Here is a 17,976-nt window from a genome sequence, read left to right on the forward strand (position 1 = left end):
TGCGGGTTCAGCGCCAGGCGCGCTGTGCCCGTATTGGCCGCAAGCAGGCCATGAGGTTACGTGTTTGTTGCGAGATTATTCGCCCGCGCCCGGATGCTGGCGGAGCGGGAGGAATGGCTGGCGGAGCAGCCGGAGCACGCCCGAATCCCACGCTTCGCGAAACTCCTCAAGCCCGAGCGCCATACCGACCTGTCCCTCCGCAGGATCGGCCTTGTATGTGCCGAAGAGATGGTCCCACCAGGGCAGGTTGAAGCCGAAATTGCTGTCCGTCTCGGCGCGCCGTACGGAATGATGAACCCGATGCATATCCGGTGTCACCAGCACCATCCTCAAGGCGTGATCGAGCCCGCGTGGCAGCGCCAGATTCGCGTGATTGAACTCTGCCGTGGCGTTGAGGATGATCTCGAACAGCACGACCGCGACCGGCGGCGCGCCAAGCGCCAGAACCGCCGCCATCTTGACCAGCATCGACAGGATGATTTCGATCGGGTGGAAGCGCAGCGCCGATGTCGCATCCAGGTCGAGATCGGAATGATGCATGCGATGCACGCGCCAGAGCAATGGCGCGGCGTGAAACAGACGATGCTGCGCGTAGATCACAAAGTCGAGCATCAACAGGGATAAAGGGATGGTGAGCAGGGCGGGCAGGTGCAGCACCTGAAACAGACCCCAGCCCTTTTCCTGCGCCAGCACCGCCACCCCGACCGCCGCGAGCGGCACACCGAAGCGGATAGCGGCCGCGCCGACCAGGTGTTTGGTCCCGGGATGTGGTGTGACGGGTTGATCCTGAATCGATCCGGCTCTGCGGTCCAGATCGAGCAGACATATTCGTAGGGCGTGAGGCCTCTCAGGGTCTTCAGGCGGCGCGCGTGGTTGTAAGCGTCCACGAAGAGCTGCAGATGCGATTTCAGCTGGTCGTGGGTGTCATAGTGGTAGCGCTTGACGGTTGCCTCTTTGATCGTGCGGTTCATCCGCTCGACCTGCCCGTTCGTCCACGGATGGTTGGGCTTGGTCAGGCGATGCTCGATGTTGTTCTTGCGGCAGACGCGATCGAACATGTGCATGCTGTATTGGGCAGTGGGGCCTGACCTGTTACGGGGCCAGTGGCAGAACTGCATGCCATTGTCGGTGAGGACGGTGTGGATCTGATACGGCACAGTTTCGATGAGGGCACGGAGGCCCGAGAGTGACGTGTCGGCAACCAAGGCCAGGCATTCCCGGCTGAAATCGTCTACGATGGCAAGCACCCGCAACCGGCGGCCGTCCGTCAAGGCGTCGCTGACGAAATCGAGGCTCCAGCGTCGGTTCACCGCGTCCGGCAACAGCAGAGGTCGACGCGTCCCGAGCGCCCGTTTATGCCCGCCTCGCCGCCGCACCTGGAGACGTTCTTCCCGGTAGAGCCGCCGTAGCTTCTTGAGGTTCATCACGATCCCCTGCCGCCTCAGCATGATGTGGATGCGCCGGTAGCCGAACCGCCTACGCTCCGCCGCCACTGACTTCATGGCAATGCGTGCTTCGGCATCGTCGGGGCGAACGTGTTGGTAGCGAACGCTCGAGCGATCCACTGTCAGGACTTGGCACGCCGGCGCTGGCTCACCCCGTGCATCGCGACGACGTGGGCCACCGCTTCCCGCTTGACGCCGGGCGCTACCACTTTTTGCCGCAACATCCTTGAGGATCGCATTGTCCAGCATCGCCTCAGCCAGCAGCTTCTTCAGCTTGCCGTTCTCATCCTCGAGTGCCTTCAGCCGCCGGGCTTCAGACACCTCAAGGCCCCCATACCGGGCTTTGAACTTATAGAACGTCGCCGAGCTGACAACGTGCTTTCGGCAGACATCAGCCGTCGACATCCCGGCCTCCTGCTCGCCTTTGGTGCCGCGAATATGAGAAATTTATCGGCGTACGTTGCCGCAAGGTCAAACGTTGATGTCGGTAGATGTCGCCGAAGACGCCGCCGCATGGATGGAGGCTTGCTACCGTGAGGAGCCGAGCCGTGACTTGCTGCGGTGCCGGCTTGGCCGTCCTGTCGTGGACGGTGGGTAACGAACAGAACCATCTCCTGTTCGCATATTCGGTGGCAATACTGAGACGCTCCGCTCGGGAATATTCTCACATAAAACGGCAGAAAACGCGCGAACAAGCACTTTTCTCCACGTTTCTAGCAACGTGACATCCGCCATCATTATACGCGCTCGTCGCTAGCGCATGCTGCCAAACAAGCCTGGCTTCTGGCAAACGATCTGACGGCTGCGTTCAGTGCCGCATGATCCGGCTGACGAAGGCTTGGGTGCGCGGCATCTGCGGCGCATCGAAGATCTGCGCCGGCGGCCCGACCTCCTGCACCTTGCCCTCGGCCATGAAGACGACACGGTTGGAGACCTCGCGCACAAATGCCATTTCGTGACTGACGATGAGCAGCGTCATATGCTCCGCTGCAAGGAGCTTGATGGTGTCAAGCACCTCGCCGACACGCTCAGGGTCGAGCGCGGAGGTCACTTCGTCGAGCAACAGAATGTCGGGCTTGAGGCAGAGAGCGCGGGCGATGGCGACGCGCTGCTGCTGGCCGCCGGAAAGCTCATCGGGGTAGGCAGCGAGCTTATGGCCAAGACCGACCTTGTCGAGCAGTCGGCGGGCTTCCGCCTCCACCTCGGCGCGAGCGCGCTTCTTGATGGTGACGGGCGCGACCATGACGTTGCGCAGCACATTCATGTTGCCGAACAGGTTGTATTGCTGGAACACGATAGCGAGCTTCTCACGCGCTCGGCGGAGTGAAGCGCGGTCCGCGTAATTCACCGTCTCGCCGCCGACTGAAACCGTGCCGGCGCGCGGCGGCAGGAGCCCGGTGATGACGCGCAGCAACGTGCTCTTGCCTGAACCTGAGGGGCCGATGAGGCTGACGATCTCACCGCGCTCCACGGTGAGGGTGATGCCGTCGAGAACGGTGAGATCGCTATACCGCGCTTCGAGGCCGCGAATGTCGAGCTGCGCCAATGCGTCTCTCCAGATAGTTGCCGAAGCGGGCCAGGGGATAGGAAATTGCGAAATACAGGACGAGCACGGCGCCATAGACGAGGGAGGCCGAGAATCCCTTGGTCGTTAGGATCTTTCCTGCCTGCGTCAGTTCCAGTACGCCCACTTGGGATGCGAGCGCCGTGTCTTTGATAAAGAGCACGAAATAGCTGAAGACTGGCGGCAGCATGATCGGCCAGGCCTGCGGCAGGCGGACATGCCAAAAGGTTGTCCAGGCCGAGAAATTCATCACCTCCGCCGCTTCGATCTGCGCCGGCCTGACCGCCATGAGCCCGGTGCGCACGATCTCGGCCACAAAGGCGGTGGATATCACCGAGCTTGCGATGAAGGCCGTCAGCAACGGCGAGAAGCTGAAGCCGAGCACCTGCGACCCGAAGAAGAACATCATCAGCGTGATGAGGAAGGGCACGCGGCGCAGGATCTCGACGTAGAGAAAGGCGACAAGCTTGAGCGGCCAGAACACCGCGCGCTTGGAGAGCCGGGCGAGGCTGAGGCCGAAGCCGACGACAAGCCCAACCGCGCATCCGACGGCGGACAGCGCCAACGTGACGAGGGCGGCGTGCAGCAGCAAGATGATGTTGTAGCTCGTGAAAAGGCGGGGGATTTCCGCGATGATGAAGGTCAGCATCGTTAAATGACCGGAACACGGGCGCGGAAGGCCCAGCGACCGAAGAGCGCCAGGAGGATCGTCGCGATGAAGGTGACGACGACGTAGAGCCCAGCAACGGTGGTGAAGATCTCGATCGAGCGGAAGGTTGTCGAATTGATGTTGAAGGCGCGGCCGGTAAGCTCTTCTACACCGAAGATCGCGGCCATGGAGGTGCCGAGGGTCATGAGAATGTACTGATTGGTCAAGGCCGGCATGGTGATGCGGAAGAGATGCGGCAGGATGACGTGGCGGAGCGTCTGGAGCCGGGTCATATTCAGCGTCTCGGCGGCATCGAGCTCAGGCTGATGCACGGAGGCGAGGCCGCCACGCAGAATTTCGGTCAGGTAGCCGGCGGCGTTCAGCGTCATGCCAATGAGCACGGCCGAGAAGGGCGAGAAGAGAATACCGAAATCGGGTAGGCCGAAATAGATCACGTAGATCTGCACAAGCTGCGGCGTGTTGGTGAAGAAGGCGACGTAGCAGCGCACAAGGCGCGCCGGAATGCCGCCCTCATGGCGCAGCATGGCAAAGAAGAGACCAATCACCATGCCGCCGGCAAAGGACAGGATGCTGAGCGCCAGGCTGATCAGCATCCCGCCCATCAGATAGGGCAGGTAGGGCGTAATCTGGCCGTAGTGCAGAACGTAGTGCATGGGCCCAGGACGCCTTCCCGCGCTGGTCTTAGAAGTAGGGGCTGACGGGAATCGGATAGGCCGGCGCCATGCCGAACCACTTCTTGTAGGTGTCGTTCAGGAAGCCATCCGTCTCGATCTCGTAGATTGCGACGTTGAGCCAGGACTTCAGCGCGGCATTGCCGAAGGCGAGGCCGATGCAATCATAATCGACTTCCGCGTTCTTGTCGGTCAGCACGCGGGTTTTGGCTGGATACTGCTTCGTGTAGGCGCCGAGATAATCCACGACATCAACGATGGCATTGTCGCGGCCTTGCTCGAAAGCGCGCACCGCATCGGGGTAGTTGTCATAGAGCGTGACCTGCGCCTTGGGGAGGTTCTGCTTGACATAGTCGAGCGGGGTCGTGCCGCGCACTTCCGCCAGCTTGACGCTGGAGGCGTTGAGATCGGCCATGCTCTTGTAGGAGGAGGCATCCTTGACGAGCGCGCTGATCGCCTCCGTCTGGATCGGCAGGGAGAAATCGATCACCTGCGCGCGGGCCGGCGTGCGGGTCAGCGCGCCCATCATGAGGTCCGCCTTGCCGGTGACGAGATAGGGCACGCGATCCGCCGAGTTCACCTGTACGAATTGCACCGTCACGCCGAGCATCGCGCCGAGCTTGTTGGCAATGTCTACGTCGAAGCCCTGGATCTTGTTCTGGGCATCGAAGGAGCCGAGCGGCGGCAGGTTCGGGTTGATTCCGACCACCAGCGTCTTGGCAGAGAGGATTTGGTCGAGGCTGTGGGCCTCGGCCGCAACAGGCGCGGCAAGAAGGCAGGCGAGGCCGGCCAGGCGGCCGATCCAGGTGAAGGCACCCATGGTAGTCACCCCTTTCAAGATTGCATCGCGACCCATATCGGTATACCAATCATATACCGCTTGTCGACAAAAGAACCATTGGAATGGACGAAAGTCAATCACCGCGCGAGCCAGAAACGCTTCGCTCAGCCGATGCCGAGAGAGGCGAAAAGCTTCGCTTTTTCTTCGATGGCAGGCCGATCGAAGCCTATCGCGGCGAGTCCGTGGCGGCCGCGTTGCGGGCTGCCGGCATCCTCGCGCTGCGCCGCAGCCCGCGAGAGGGATCGCCCCGCGGTAGCTTTTGTTGGATGGGCCTCTGCCAGGAATGCACCGTCGTCGCCGACGGCGTGCGTCACCCCGCCTGCCGCCTGGAGGTCGCGGGCGGCATGGTGGTGTCATCCGGCACCGTGCCGTGAGCGCGGCCGATCTGATCATCGTGGGCGGCGGCCCGGCGGGCGTCGAGGCCGCCCTCGAGGCTGATGCGCGCGGCCTCTCGGTTATCCTGATGGATGAGGCGCCGCAGGCTGGCGGCCAGGTCTATCGGGCGCCGCCGCGCGCTTTCTCGGGCGCGATCCAAGGTCAGGCCGATCCGGTCGGTCGGCGGCTGAGGGATCGTCTGCGCGCCAGCCGCGTGCGGCAGTTTTTCGACCATACCGTCTGGTCCGTCTCGCCTGGCTTTCGCGTCGATGCGCTGGGGCCTGGCGGCCCAATTTCCTATGAAGCAATGGCTGTGCTGGCCGCGAGCGGCGCGCAAGAGCGGGTGGTGCCCTTCCCCGGATGGACAAGGCCGGAGGTGGTGGGGCTGGCCGGCGCCACCATCATGCTCAAGTCGCAGGGCATCCTGCCGGGGCGGCTCACGCTGGTAGCGGGGCAGGGGCCGCTCCTGCTGGTGGTCGCCATCGGCATTCTGAAGGCTGGCGGACAGGTTGCTGCCATCGTCGATCTCGCTTCCCGTGCGGAGTGGCTCGCCGACTGGCCGGCACTCGCCTCGCGGCCGGATCTTGCGGCGCGCGGGCTTGGCTGGCGGGCCAAGCTGGCGCGCGCCGGCGTGCCCGTTCTCTACCGCCATGCAATACGACAGGTGGAGGAGGGAGGGGCTGGCAGCGTGTCGGTAACGGTCGGGCCGGTTGCTGCCAATGGCATGCCGCTGGCGGGGCGTCTGCAGCGCTTCGAGGTCGATGCGGTCGCGGTCGGCAACGGGCTGACGGCATCGACGGACATCACCCGCCTGCTGCGGGCAGCGCATCATTTCGAGCCGTTGCGCGGCGGCTGGGCGCCGAAGCTGGATGCCCATTACCGCAGCTCCATTGCGGGGCTCTACGTCGCGGGTGACGGTGGCGGCATCGCTGGTGCGGCGGCAGCCGCGTGTGACGGGAGGTTGGCGGGCCTCTGTATCGCGCATGACCTCGGCCTCGTCGCGGAGGCGGAATTCCGGCGGGCGGCAGCGCCGCTGCGGCGTGATGCCGCGCGCGCCCGGCGGTTCGGCACGGCGATGGCGAGGCTCATGGCGTTGCGCCAGGGACAGGTGCAGGCGATTCCGCCCGAGACCGTGCTCTGCCGATGCGAGGATGTCACGCGTGCGGAACTCACGCAGGCGGCGGCCGAGGGGGCTCGCAGCCTTAATCAGCTGAAAGCCTGGACGCGTTGCGGCATGGGCCCCTGCCAGGGGCGGATTTGCGGCGATGTGGTGGGCGCGGTGCTCGCCCTCGAAGGCGGCAGCCGGCAGGAGGTGAGCCAGTTCACCGGCCGCACGCCCTTCCGCCCCCTGCCGCTCGACCAGCTGGCGGGTGATCGCGCCTATGGCGATCTCAAGCTGCCGCCGCCGGCGCCGCTATGAGCGAGGAGACCTTCGACAGTGCCGTGATCGGCGCAGGGGCCATGGGGGCGACAGTGGCGCTGTGGCTTGCCCATGGTGGCATGCGGACGACGCTGATCGACCGCGGGGAGATTTGCCGGGAAGCTTCGGGGGTGAATGCCGGTACCTTGACCCTGCATATGACGCGCGCGGCCCTTATCCCCTACGCGATGAAGGGGCGCGAATTGTGGCTCTCCTCCGCGGAGTGGCTCGGTAGCGATGTTGGTGCGCGCTCGGCGCCGGGCTTCTCGCTCGCTTTCACCGAAGCGGAAGAGGAGATGTTGGTGAAGCGCGCCGCGGCGAGGTCCGCCATGGGCGCGCCCATCCGGATCATCACGCCGGCCGAGGCCCGCGCCATCGAGCCCGGCATCAATCCCGCCATCCGCGCCGCGGCCTTCTGCGAGCTAGACGGCCATGTCACGGCCTATCTTACCGGCCGTGGCTACCGCACCGCGCTGCTGCAAGCAGGTGTTGCGCTGCATGAAGGCCAAGGCGTGGAGGGGATCGAGGTCTCGGATGCCGGCTACCTCATCCGCCGGGGCGACGGCGCGCCGATCCGCGCCCGGCGTATCGTGCTCGCCGGCGGCGTTTGGCTTGAGACTATGCTCGCCTGGCTCGGCCTGAATGTGTCGGTAAAATGCCTCATCAACCAGCTGATCGTGACCGAGCGCATGAGACCCGTCATGCGATCGGTCGTCGGCATCGCGAACGGGCTTCTTTCTCTCAAGCAGTTCGAGAATGGCACGGTCTTGATCGGTGGTGGATGGCAGGGCAAGGGCGATCCCATCCGCGGCGGCATCGAGCCGATCCCGGATAATCTCATCGGCAATATCCAGCTCGCCCGCCACGCCATTCCGGCCCTTGGCGAAACGCGCGTGCTGCGCATCTGGCTCGGGCTCGAGTCAGAGACCGAGGACGCGATGCCGATGGTCGGCCCGCTTCCCGGCCTCACGGAAGCCTATGTCATCGGTTGCGTCCATTCCGGCTATACCAGCGCCCCTTATATCGGCCGGCTGCTGGCCGAGCGGATTCTCGGCCGCGAGCCCGAACAACCCCTCTTCGATCCCGCGCGGTTGATGAAGCCGCGCCGCGAGCAAGCCTGAGGAACCAGCGTGATCCCTTCCTACGAGAATCCCTTCCACGGCATTTATGTCGCGACGCTGACGCCCTTCCTCGCAGACGGCCGGATCGACGAGCCACGGCTCGCCGCGCACTTCCGCAGCTATGCCGAGATACCGGGAATCGTCGGCCTGCTCTGCAACGGCCATGCGGGCGAGAATTTTCTCCTCAGCCGCGAGGAGCGCCGCCGGGTCGTGGAAATCGCGGCCGATGCCGTCGGTGATCGCCTTATCATCGTGTCCGGCGTGGTCGCGGAAGCGACCGAGGAAGCGGCAGGGCATGCGCAGGATGCGCGGGATGCCGGGGCGGATAGCGTGCTGGTCTTTCCCCCCTTCTCCTGGGCGCTATCCCAGGACCGGCACATGGCGGTGACGCATCATCGCGCGATTGCCAGCGCCTGCGGCCTGCCGCTCATGCTCTATCAGGCGCCGGTCTCCTCGGCCATGGCCTATCGCCCGGAGGTTCTGGACGACCTTGTGCGGATGCCAGGCGTCGTCGCCATCAAAGAAGGGAGTTGGGAGAGCAACCGCTACGAGCAGAACCGCCGTCTCGTACAAAAGGCGGCGCCCTATGTCGCGGTCATGGCCTCGGGTGATGAGCATATGCTCTCCTGCTTCGTTCTCGGCAGCGAGGGCAGCCTCGTCAGCCTCGCCGTGCTGATGCCGCGTGAAATCGTCGCGCTCGACCGCGCGGTGCGGGAAGGCGACCTCGCGACCGCCCGCGCGCTTCATGGCCGCATCCAGCCGCTCGCGAACGGTATCTACGGCCGCGCGCCGGGGGGCTTGGCAACGGCGCGCCTTAAGGCTTGCATGGGGCTGCTCGGGCTTTGGCCTAACCCGGCACCGCGCGCGCCCGTCACTGCCTTGCCGGAGGGGGAGATTGTGCTGCTTCGCGCCGCGCTCATTGAAGCCGGGCTGATGAAGGAGATGGCATGAGCGAAGCGGCGCCGAACGAGAACGAGGGCAGCCTCGCTGAACGGGCCTATGAGGCGCTGAGCAGGCTTGTGCTCACCCGCAAGCTGCCGGCCGGCAGCCTGGTCGTGGAAGGGCGGCTCGCCGAGCAGCTGGAAATCTCGCGCACGCCAATCCGCGAGGCCATCTTGCGCCTCGCCGCCGAGGGGCTGCTCGTCAAGCAGGGGTCGCGCTCCTATGCCGTGCGCCGCGTGCCGGCGGTGGAATTCTTCCAGGCCCTGAAAGTGCGTGAGCTTATCGAGGGCGAGGCGGTGGAGCTGGCAATCGGGCGTGTGGCGCCGGAGACCCTGCAAGCGATGCGCGGAGAGGTGATCGCGCTCGGCCGCGGCGAGACGCAGACCGACGCTCATTGGGAGATGGACGACCGGCTGCATCTTCTCTTCCCCGAGGCGCTCAACAACGGCGTCATGGTGCGCATGATCCGAGAACTGCGCATGACGACGCGCCTTTTCGAGCTGACGAGCCCGGAGGGCCGCGTGCCGCGAGACATGGCCGAGCATGTCGCCCTTCTCGACGCTGTCCTCGAAGGTAGCCCGCGCCGCGCCCGCGCTGCCATGGTCACGCATCTGCGCAACGTCGCGGCCGAAATGCTGGATGTGATGAGCGGCCGGGATGCCGCGCCGGCCAAGAGGAGATCGCGCTCATGAGCTATGATATCGTCATCCGCGGCGGCACCATCGTCACCGCCGCCGATAGCTTCGTCGCCGATATTGGCATCACGGGCGAGACGATCGCCGCAATCGGTCTTGGCCTCGACGGCGCCCGCATGATCGACGCGGCGGGCCGCCTCGTCCTGCCGGGGGGCATCGACAGCCATTGTCATGTCGAGCAGTTGGAAGCTGATGGCTCGATCCACGAAGAGAGTTTTGCCACAGCCGCCCGCTCAGCCTTCGCCGGCGGGACAACGACGCTCATCCCCTTCAGCCCGCAGTTCAAGGGGGAGCCGATCGCGGCCCATGCCGAAGCCTACGCCGCGCGCGCCGCGCTTTCTCCGATCGACTACACCTTGCACCAGATCATCACCGACCCGACCGAGGCTGTGCTGCACGAGGAATTGCCCGCGATCATCGCGGGCGGCACGCGCAGCTTCAAGATGTTCCTGACCTACGATCCCTTTCACGTGACGGATGGCGAGTATCTCGAGGTTCTGGCTGCCGCCAAGCGGCTGGGCGCGATGGTTTGCGTGCATTGCGAGAATTACGATGCCATTCGCTGGCGCGCCGAGGCACTTCTGCGCGCCGGCCGTGCCGAACCGGCCTCGCACGCGCTTTCCAGGCCGCGCGTCGTCGAACGGGAGGCGACGCACCGCGCCATTGCGCTCGCCGAACTCGTCGATCAGCCGATCCACGTCTTCCATGTCTCCTGCGCCGAAGTGGCGGAGGAGATCGCGCGCGCCAGGGCGCGCGGCGTGAAGGTCACGGGCGAAACCTGTCCGCAGTATCTCGTGCTGACGGCGGCGGAGATGGCGCGGCCGGGGAGGGAGGGCGCGAAATTCATGTGCAGCCCGAGCCCGCGGAATGCGGGGGATGCCGCGGGGCTATGGGCTGCTATCCGCGCCGGCACGCTCGATGTTATTTCTTCCGATCATTGCGGCTACAGCTTCGCAGGGCCGCATGGCAAGGCGGTCAACGGAACGGATGCCGATTTTACCCGCATTCCGAATGGCGTGCCGGGGCTGGCTACGCGCATGGCCATCACCTTCAGCGAAGGTGTTACGAAAGGGCATATCTCGGTCAATGACTTCGTCAAGCTGACGGCGACCACGCCTGCGAGGCGCTTTGGTCTCTATGGCCGCAAGGGGAGCGTCGCGCCTGGCTTCGATGCCGATCTGGTGCTCTGGGAGGCTGAGCGACAGGTCACGCTGACCAATGCCCTCATGCAGCATGCGATTGACTATACGCCCTATGAAGGCCTTTCCGTGACCGGCTGGCCGGTGCTGACGATGGCGCGCGGGCAGGTGGTGATGGAAGAGGGCGTCGTCACCTTGGCCGGTCGGCGCGGGCGCTTTCTGCCGGCCGATCCTTCGCCGGATGCGAAGCCACGGGGCATCGTGCCGGACGGGTTCGACGCCGCCCTCGTGCCATAAGCTGTTGGGCTCTGGCGCGGCCTTGGCTGACGCGAACCGCTCCGGGCTATCTGCCAGTAGCAATCCCGCTTGCGCCCTATATCCATCAGCGGGCGATGCCGCTCGGGATGATGGGGTGCCATGGCTATGCCGTAGGGGGCGTCGGGGGATGAAATGGCGGCGGGGGAGGCTCTGGTCATACTGCGTGCACATCCCCATCTGACGGTCAGACTGCCGCCGCCGGCACATCAGGCCGGCGTCCAAGACTGACACCGGAGGCCATGCCGATGACCGATTCCGCTGCGCCAGCAAAGGGTTCCGCCCAGGCCCCGGTTCGCAAGGCCGACCAGGACCAGCCCTATATGGACCCGGTGGCCTACGGCAATGGGCCGGAGGACAATGTCAGCGATGCGGCGGAGCATGCGGCCGTCACCCATCACCAGGTCACCATAGGCGGCAAGACGATCGACTATACCGCGCTCGCCGGCCACCTCGTGGCGGTGGACGCTAGCAGTTCTAAGCCGGAGGCGACCATTTTCTACGTCGCCTTCCTTGCCGAGGGCGCGGATCCGAGCGCCCGGCCCGTCACCTTCTTCTACAATGGCGGCCCCGGCTCGTCCTCCGTCTATGTGCTACTCGGCTCCTTCGCGCCGATGCGGCTGCGTACCGCGCTGCCTGATTTCACGCCGCCCGCGCCCTACACGATCGAGACCAATCCGGACAGCCTGCTCGACTTCAGCGATCTCGTCTTCATCAATCCGGTCGGCACCGGCTATTCCGCCGCGATCGCACCGAAGGTGAACAAGGATTTCTGGGGCACGGACCAGGATGCCGCCTCGCTCAAGCAGTTCATCAAGCGCTTCCTGACGGTGAATGACCGCTGGAATTCCCCGAAATTCCTCTACGGCGAGTCCTACGGCACCGCCAGGACGGCCGTGCTGAGCTACATGCTGCACGAAGACGGGGTCGATCTGAACGGGCTCACCATCCAGTCCTCCATTCTCGATTACGCCCAGGCCGGCAACCCGGTCGGGCTCATGCCCACCTGGGCTGCGGATGCGTGGTATCATCATCGCACCAAGGTCGCCTCGGTACCGCCGACGCTGCCGCCCTATGCCGAGCAGGCGATGGCATTCGCGGGCACGAAATATGCGGCGGCGCTGAAGGAGATGCCTCATCCCGATCCGCAGACGGTCAAGGAACTGTCGGACATGATCGGTATCGACGAGGACACGCTGAGAAGCTGGGCGCTCAACGTGGCCGCGGCCAACGGCATCGGCATCTCCGACTTTCTCGTCACGCTGCTCAAGGACAAGGGGCTCGCCCTTGGCTCCTATGACGGGCGGGCGACCGGCGTCGATACCGGCATCGCCGCCACGATCGATCCGATGTCGGGCGGCAATGACCCGACGATGACGGCGGTCAACGGTGCCTATACCGCGATGTGGAACAGCTACCTGAACGACCAGCTCCGCTACACCTCGACCTCCTCTTTCACCGACCTCAACGACCAGACGTTTGCCAACTGGGATTTCCATCATGTCGACCCGACCGGAGCCCAGAAAGGGATCGACGCTTCCGGCAACGTCATCCTCTACACGGCGGGCGATCTGGCCGCGACGATGAGCCTCAACGTCGATCTCAAGGTGCTCTCGGCGAACGGCTACTACGATTCCGTCACGCCGTTTTACCAGACAACGCTCGATCTGCAGAACATGCCGCTGGACAACGCGACCGTGCGGCAGAACCTCACCATCCGCTACTATCCGTCTGGGCACATGATCTATCTCGACAGTGGATCGCGCACCGCGCTGAAGGCCGACCTCGTGCAGCTTTATCACAGCGCCACGAGCGATCACGCGGCCTTGGCGCGCATCCGGGCGCTGCAGGCGACCACGCAGCAGGCCCAGGGCCGACCCGGATCCTAAGCGGTCGGGCTTCTCAACTCCGCCAATTCCTTGAAAGGGTCAATTATGGCCAGGCATCACCTGCAGGCGCTCGCTCCCAGCTTCTGCATGGAGCCCGCCGAGGCGCGAATCGGCGACGTCGCCGGCAGCGAGCCGATCCGGCTTACGATCGTCCTCAAGCCGCATCAGCCGATCGCCCCGCTCGGGCCTCGCCTGTCGCGCCAAGAATATGGCCACCGCCACGCGACCCGCCCGGCCGTCATCGAACGGCTCGTCGATTACGTCCGCGCGCAAGGGCTCACGGTCGAGCATGCAAGCGGAGAGCAGCACTGCGTGCGGCTCTCCGGCACCTACGCGCAAGCGCAAAGCGCTTTCGAGCCTGAGGGCCTGGGCCGCTACCGCTTCGGCATGCGGGACTATATCTGCCGGTCGGGCCATCTGCATGTGCCGCCTGATCTGGCCGAGCACATCGTTGCCGTTATGGGCTTCGATCAGCGGCCGGTTGCCAAGCCGCATTTTCGCATCCGGCCGAGGACGACGGCGCCGGTCGCCTCCTATACCCCGCGCCAGGTCGCGGCCCGCTACGGCTTCCCCAGCGATGTCGACGGCGCGAACGAAACCATCGCGCTGATCGAGCTCGGCGGCGGCTACGACCCTGCGCTGATTTCGCGATATTTCACGACGCTCGGCATCCACCGGACCGGAACCCTGGAGGCGGTGGCGGTGGATGGCAACGGCAATGCTCCTTCCGGCCAGGCCAATGGCGCCGACGGAGAGGTTCAGCTCGACATCGAGATCGCCGGGGCCGTCGCGCCCGCCGCCAACATCGCGGTCTACTTCGGCGGGAATTCCAGCCGCGCCTTCCTCGACGCGGTCTCCGCCGCCGTTCATGATGCGCAGCGCTCGCCCTCCGTCCTCTCCATCAGCTGGGGCGGGCCGGAGACTGGCTGGGCGACGCAGGACCTCGATGCGATGGACCAGCTCTTCCAGACCGCGGCCAGCCTCGGTATCACCATTTGCGCGGCCTCGGGCGACAGCGGCGCGTCGGACGGCAGTGCGGATGGCGCGCTGACCGTCGATTTCCCGTCGTCGAGCCCGCATGTGCTTGGCTGTGGGGGAACGCGCCTGCCGCCGCAGGGTGCGGAGACCGCCTGGAACGACGGTGCCACCGAGGGGGCCACCGGCGGAGGCTACAGCGGCTACTTCTCCAAGCCGGTATGGCAGACGGGTAATACCGAGACGGGGCGGGGTGTGCCGGACGTCGCCGGGGATGCCGATCCGGCGACCGGCTATGTCGTCTCAATCGATGGGGAGGAGGCCGTGGTCGGCGGCACCAGCGCCGTGGCACCGCTCTGGGCAGCGCTCATCGCGCTCATCAACCAGTCGCTCGGCAACAAGGCAGGGTTCGTCAACCCGGCGCTTTATGCCGCACCTTCTGCCTTTACGGATATCACCGCCGGCAACAACAACGGCTATACCTGCGGCCCCGGGTGGGACCCGGTTACCGGGCTTGGCACGCCACTCGGCGCGGGCATCCGCGCGGCCCTCAAAGGGCGGGAGTCGACGCCAATCACCTGAAGGCCGCGGGCTGCCTCTGCCATCCTCGCTAGCTATAGAAGTCCCGCCGGGCGCCGATGGCGGCTTGGGCGGCGGCGAGGCGGGCGACGGGCACGCGATACGGCGAGCATGAGACGTAATCGAGCCAGTGTTGATTTCCGCTGAGAACTGACCTGGGCGTTCCATCGAGAATTGACCCAGGTGATTTATGATTTTGGGGTCAGGATGCCGTCAAGGGAAGAGTCTTCTCCTTTCGCTTTTGGGTTTTCTGCGCGGAGCTATTCCTGAAGCGGAAGCTGTCGTTGCCAGTCTGCAGGATGTGGCAAGGTTGCGTCAGGTGATCGAGCAGCGCGGTGGTCATCTTGGCGTCGCCGAAGACGCTGGACCACTCGCTGAAGCTGAGGTTGGTGGTGATAACCACACCGGTGCGCTCGTAGAGCTTGCTGAGCAGATGGAACAGCAAAGCGCCGCCTGAGGCGCTGAACGGCAGGTAGCCGAGCTCATCGAGGATGACGAGATCGGAGTGGATGAGGCGCCCTGCGATTTGGCCGGCGCGCCCTTGCGCCTTCTCCTGCTCAAGAGCGTTGACCAGTTCGACGGTCGAGAAGAAGCGAACGCGCTTTTTGTGATGCTCGATCGCCTGGATGCCAAGCGCTGTTGCGACATGGGTTTTGCCAGTGCCTGGACCGCCGACGAGCACGATGTTGTCGGCGGTTTCGATGAAGGCGCAGAGATGGAGCTGGCGGACGAGCGCTTCGTTGATCTCACTCGACAAGAAGTCGAAGCTGGCCAGATCCCGGTAGGCCGGGAAGCGGGCGGCTTTGAGCTGATAGGCCATGGAGCGGACTTCGCGCTCCGCGGTCTCAGCCTTCAGCAACTGAGAGAGCATCGGCACGGCGGCTTCGAAGGCCGGAGCGCCCTGCTGCGCCAGGTCTTCAACCGCCTGCGCCATGCCATACATCTTGAGGCTGCGGAGCATGATGACGAGCGCCGCACTGGCGGGATCATGACGCATGACGGTTCTCCCCGTCCTGCCGGAGGCTATCGTAACGGCCGACATCAGCGATCGGTTCCCGGGTCAGGACCAAGGCCTGCGGTGCTCTGACGGCGGGAGGCACCGGCGCCTTGCCGTTCGTCAGGCGGTGGAGATGGTTGAGGATATGGGTTTTGGAGGGCACGCCGTCCTCCAGGGCAAGCTCGACGGCGGCCAGGACGGCCTGTTCGTCGTGGTGCAGGACAAGCGCTAAGACCTCCACCATCTCCCGATCGCCACCAGGAGCATGCCCGAGGCGCTGCTGCAGGCGTTTGAAGGCCTCTGGTAGCTCCAGGAACGGCGCTCCGTTCCGTAAGGCCCCGGGCTTGCGCTGCAGGACCGCGAGATAATGGCGCCAGTCATAAATGGTCTTCCCCCGGCCATCATGCGAACGATCGATGACGCGGGGGTGCTCGCAGAGGATCTGACCTTCCGCGGCGATGACGATCCGTTCGGGATAGACGCGCAGGCTGACCGGCCGATTGGCGAAGGATGCCGGCACGCTGTAGCGGCTGCGGTCAAGATAAACGAGACACGTCGGGGAGACGCGCTTGGTGTATTCGACAAAGCCATCGAAGAGGCGGCCCAGAGGCATCAGGCTCTCCACCTCCTCGGCCCAGGCGTCAGCGATCGTGCCGGGTTCGCGCCCGTGCGGCGTCTGCCCCCACAGGGCCCGGCAGCGGTCCTCGAGCCAGGCGTTCAATGCGTCCAGGCTCTCCATGGGTGGCGCCGTCTGCCAGAGGCGGGTGGCGGGCATCCTGGACGTTCTTCTCGACCTGGCCCTTCTCCCAGCCCGCGGCCGGATTACAGAACTCTGGCTCGAAGAGATAATGGCTCGTCATCGCCTGGAAGCGTAGATTGATGGTGCGCGCCTTGCCGGCCGCGCCTCGCCGGCCGCGCCTCGCCGGCCGCGCCTCGCCGGCCGCGCCTCGCCGTGGCCAACCTTATCCACCGCGGTGCGCATGTTGTCGTAGATCCCGCGACGCGGCACGCCCCCCAGAACCCGGAACGCATGATTATGCGCGTCGAACAGCATCTCATGGGTCTGGAGCCGGTAGGCACGGATTATGAAGGCCCGGCTATAGCTGAGCTTGGTGTGCGCGACCTGCAGCTTGACGCGCGCGCCGCCGATCACCGCGTGATCCTCGCTTCAGTCAAACTGGAAGGCTTCGCCGGGCGCGAAGGTCAGCGGCACAAAGATACCCCGCCCGCTCGTCTGCTGTAAGCGCTGGCATTCCTCTCGCCAGACCCGGGCAAAAGCCGCCACCCGGTTATAGAACCCGTCATACCCCAGGGCGACGAGGTCAAGGTAAAGCTGGCGAAGCGTACCTTTCTGCTTCCGCGATCGCCCGGCCTCTCGCTTGAGCCAGGCCATCAACTGCTCCGAGAACGCATCCAGCTTGCTCGGCCGATCTGGAATCTTGAACTTCGGCTCCACTGTCCCGGCCCGAAGATATTTGCGGACCGTATTCCGCGATACGCCCGTCCGCCGGGAAATCTTACGGATCGGCACATGCTCCCGCAGATGCCAGCGGCGGATGATGCTCAGAAATGCCATGTCCAACACTCCATGCGCCTCCGCCAAAACACGACGGAAGCACGTTGAAACATGGGTCAAATCTCAGTGGAAAATTCCTGCCCGCCCGGGTCAGTTCTCAGCGGAAATCAACAGCTTTGGAAGTTTGATCTCAAAGCGAATGCCATCCACAGTTCAGGTCCTCGTTTGATACGTATCGACCGACTATGCTGCAATCGTGAAATACGTATCAACCGTTAGAGTGTTAAGGTGCAGCTGCTCATGCGGCGCCACCCTTTAGATGGTGTGAGGGTCATGACGAGCCTCAACCTTACTATGGCGCCATTAGCGGCGCTATTTCGTCGTATTGAAGCGGCGAGGACGAGCACTCTCAGCCCTCTCCCAACCGTGGAAGGACTTATGTGATACGTATCAAACGGTGAAAAGGACGCGGTAAGATACGCATTGTATGAGAAATCATGGCGCGACGACGCTGACCGCATCGAGGAAAGCTCATCGCCAGATTATCCTGGCTGGTCCGTGGTGCGCGAGGGGTGTCTTGCCAAAAGGTAGGGGAACCCGCAATGCTAGCAGCGCGACATCCGAACGATCCGCCTCGGGCGGCGATGGCAGCGGGGCTCCTTCTGGAGCGGGACCAGTATTGGCCCAGCGACTCCGTGTAGAAATCGGGCCAGAAGCCCCGCCGTGAGGCGGGGTTTCGCTTTTCAGCCCGGCCGGCGCCCGCGCCGTGGGTCCCCACGCGGTCCCACTGCTACAGCGGTGGCCTGGAGGGAGCCGATCGGC

General features: G+C 64.7%; 15 protein-coding genes and 1 pseudogene. 8 read left to right on the top strand and 8 right to left on the bottom strand.

All coding sequences use genetic code 11. The features are described 5' to 3' along the window. Positions 1–75: 75 nt before the first annotated feature. The 6 genes from ACYQ7X_RS08380 to ACYQ7X_RS08405 form a co-directional block, all read right to left on the bottom strand. Positions 76–612 carry a sterol desaturase family protein gene (locus tag ACYQ7X_RS08380; RefSeq protein WP_459696499.1) on the bottom strand — a complete coding sequence of 179 codons (537 nt, stop codon included), beginning with the start codon at positions 610–612 and terminating at the stop codon, positions 76–78. Beyond that, positions 612–1,850: an IS3 family transposase gene (locus tag ACYQ7X_RS08385; protein WP_459696500.1), complete on the bottom strand. Its 1,239-nt coding sequence runs from the start codon at positions 1,848–1,850 to the stop codon at positions 612–614. Before ACYQ7X_RS08385 ends, ACYQ7X_RS08380 begins: the two co-directional genes overlap by 1 nt. Positions 1,851–2,253: 403 nt before the next feature. Next, entirely contained in the window at positions 2,254–2,991 is a 738-nt protein-coding gene (locus ACYQ7X_RS08390; protein ID WP_459696501.1) for an amino acid ABC transporter ATP-binding protein, read from the bottom strand. After that, the gene (locus ACYQ7X_RS08395) at positions 2,951–3,601 is read right to left on the bottom strand and encodes an amino acid ABC transporter permease (protein ID WP_459696502.1); all 651 of its coding nucleotides are present in this window, start codon (positions 3,599–3,601) and stop codon (positions 2,951–2,953) included. The genes ACYQ7X_RS08390 and ACYQ7X_RS08395 overlap by 41 nt, the downstream gene beginning before the upstream one ends. Before the next feature lie 59 nt (positions 3,602–3,660). Next, positions 3,661–4,332, bottom strand: coding sequence for an amino acid ABC transporter permease (locus ACYQ7X_RS08400; protein ID WP_459696503.1), 672 nt, complete (start codon positions 4,330–4,332; stop codon positions 3,661–3,663). A 28-nt stretch (positions 4,333–4,360) separates the two neighbouring features. Continuing rightward, a complete protein-coding gene (locus ACYQ7X_RS08405; protein WP_459696504.1) occupies positions 4,361–5,170 on the bottom strand; it encodes a transporter substrate-binding domain-containing protein in 810 nt (269 codons plus the stop codon). A gap of 83 nt (positions 5,171–5,253) precedes the next feature. Here ACYQ7X_RS08405 and ACYQ7X_RS08410 point away from each other — a divergent pair, with 83 nt between their 5' ends. From ACYQ7X_RS08410 to ACYQ7X_RS08445, 8 genes are all read left to right on the top strand, one after another. Beyond that, on the top strand, positions 5,254–5,565 hold the full coding sequence (locus ACYQ7X_RS08410; protein WP_459696505.1) for a (2Fe-2S)-binding protein: 312 nt from the start codon (positions 5,254–5,256) through the stop codon (positions 5,563–5,565). Further along, positions 5,562–6,986: an FAD-dependent oxidoreductase gene (locus tag ACYQ7X_RS08415; RefSeq protein WP_459696506.1), complete on the top strand. Its 1,425-nt coding sequence runs from the start codon at positions 5,562–5,564 to the stop codon at positions 6,984–6,986. Before ACYQ7X_RS08410 ends, ACYQ7X_RS08415 begins: the two co-directional genes overlap by 4 nt. Further along, a complete protein-coding gene (locus tag ACYQ7X_RS08420) occupies positions 6,983–8,107 on the top strand; it encodes an NAD(P)/FAD-dependent oxidoreductase (protein ID WP_459696507.1) in 1,125 nt (374 codons plus the stop codon). Before ACYQ7X_RS08415 ends, ACYQ7X_RS08420 begins: the two co-directional genes overlap by 4 nt. 9 nt (positions 8,108–8,116) lie before the next feature. Then, positions 8,117–9,058 (top strand): dihydrodipicolinate synthase family protein, encoded by a 942-nt coding sequence (locus ACYQ7X_RS08425; protein ID WP_459696508.1) that lies wholly within the window; start codon positions 8,117–8,119, stop codon positions 9,056–9,058. Beyond that, positions 9,055–9,741: a GntR family transcriptional regulator gene (locus ACYQ7X_RS08430; RefSeq protein WP_459696509.1), complete on the top strand. Its 687-nt coding sequence runs from the start codon at positions 9,055–9,057 to the stop codon at positions 9,739–9,741. Before ACYQ7X_RS08425 ends, ACYQ7X_RS08430 begins: the two co-directional genes overlap by 4 nt. Beyond that, positions 9,738–11,180, top strand: coding sequence for a dihydropyrimidinase (hydA, locus tag ACYQ7X_RS08435; protein ID WP_459696510.1), 1,443 nt, complete (start codon positions 9,738–9,740; stop codon positions 11,178–11,180). Before ACYQ7X_RS08430 ends, hydA begins: the two co-directional genes overlap by 4 nt. 266 nt (positions 11,181–11,446) lie before the next feature. Then, positions 11,447–13,087, top strand: coding sequence for a S10 family peptidase (locus tag ACYQ7X_RS08440; RefSeq protein ID WP_459696511.1), 1,641 nt, complete (start codon positions 11,447–11,449; stop codon positions 13,085–13,087). A gap of 45 nt (positions 13,088–13,132) precedes the next feature. Beyond that, entirely contained in the window at positions 13,133–14,644 is a 1,512-nt protein-coding gene (locus ACYQ7X_RS08445; RefSeq protein ID WP_459696512.1) for a S53 family peptidase, read from the top strand. A gap of 199 nt (positions 14,645–14,843) precedes the next feature. On the opposite strand, the gene istB is transcribed toward ACYQ7X_RS08445, so the two are convergent. After that, the gene (gene istB, locus ACYQ7X_RS08450) at positions 14,844–15,638 is read right to left on the bottom strand and encodes an IS21-like element helper ATPase IstB (RefSeq protein ID WP_459696513.1); all 795 of its coding nucleotides are present in this window, start codon (positions 15,636–15,638) and stop codon (positions 14,844–14,846) included. Then, positions 15,628–17,214, bottom strand: a pseudogene (gene istA / locus ACYQ7X_RS08455) (IS21 family transposase). The gene istB and the pseudogene istA overlap by 11 nt, the downstream one beginning before the upstream one ends. Positions 17,215–17,976 lie beyond the last annotated feature (762 nt).

The organism is Acidisoma sp. C75, from assembly GCF_054665095.1.

Bases quoted from the DNA above. Each gene is read 5' to 3' on its own strand.
- hydA (WP_459696510.1), top strand. From the start codon at position 9,738: ATGAGCTATGATATCGTCATCCGCGGCGGCACCATCGTCACCGCCGCC.
- ACYQ7X_RS08385 (WP_459696500.1), bottom strand. From the start codon at position 1,850: ATGTCGACGGCTGATGTCTGCCGAAAGCACGTTGTCAGCTCGGCGACG.
- ACYQ7X_RS08430 (WP_459696509.1), top strand. From the start codon at position 9,055: ATGAGCGAAGCGGCGCCGAACGAGAACGAGGGCAGCCTCGCTGAACGG.
- ACYQ7X_RS08440 (WP_459696511.1), top strand. From the start codon at position 11,447: ATGACCGATTCCGCTGCGCCAGCAAAGGGTTCCGCCCAGGCCCCGGTT.
- ACYQ7X_RS08420 (WP_459696507.1), top strand. From the start codon at position 6,983: ATGAGCGAGGAGACCTTCGACAGTGCCGTGATCGGCGCAGGGGCCATG.
- ACYQ7X_RS08445 (WP_459696512.1), top strand. From the start codon at position 13,133: ATGGCCAGGCATCACCTGCAGGCGCTCGCTCCCAGCTTCTGCATGGAG.
- ACYQ7X_RS08405 (WP_459696504.1), bottom strand. From the start codon at position 5,170: ATGGGTGCCTTCACCTGGATCGGCCGCCTGGCCGGCCTCGCCTGCCTT.
- ACYQ7X_RS08380 (WP_459696499.1), bottom strand. From the start codon at position 612: ATGCTCGACTTTGTGATCTACGCGCAGCATCGTCTGTTTCACGCCGCG.
- ACYQ7X_RS08410 (WP_459696505.1), top strand. From the start codon at position 5,254: ATGGACGAAAGTCAATCACCGCGCGAGCCAGAAACGCTTCGCTCAGCC.
- istB (WP_459696513.1), bottom strand. From the start codon at position 15,638: ATGCGTCATGATCCCGCCAGTGCGGCGCTCGTCATCATGCTCCGCAGC.
- ACYQ7X_RS08400 (WP_459696503.1), bottom strand. From the start codon at position 4,332: ATGCACTACGTTCTGCACTACGGCCAGATTACGCCCTACCTGCCCTAT.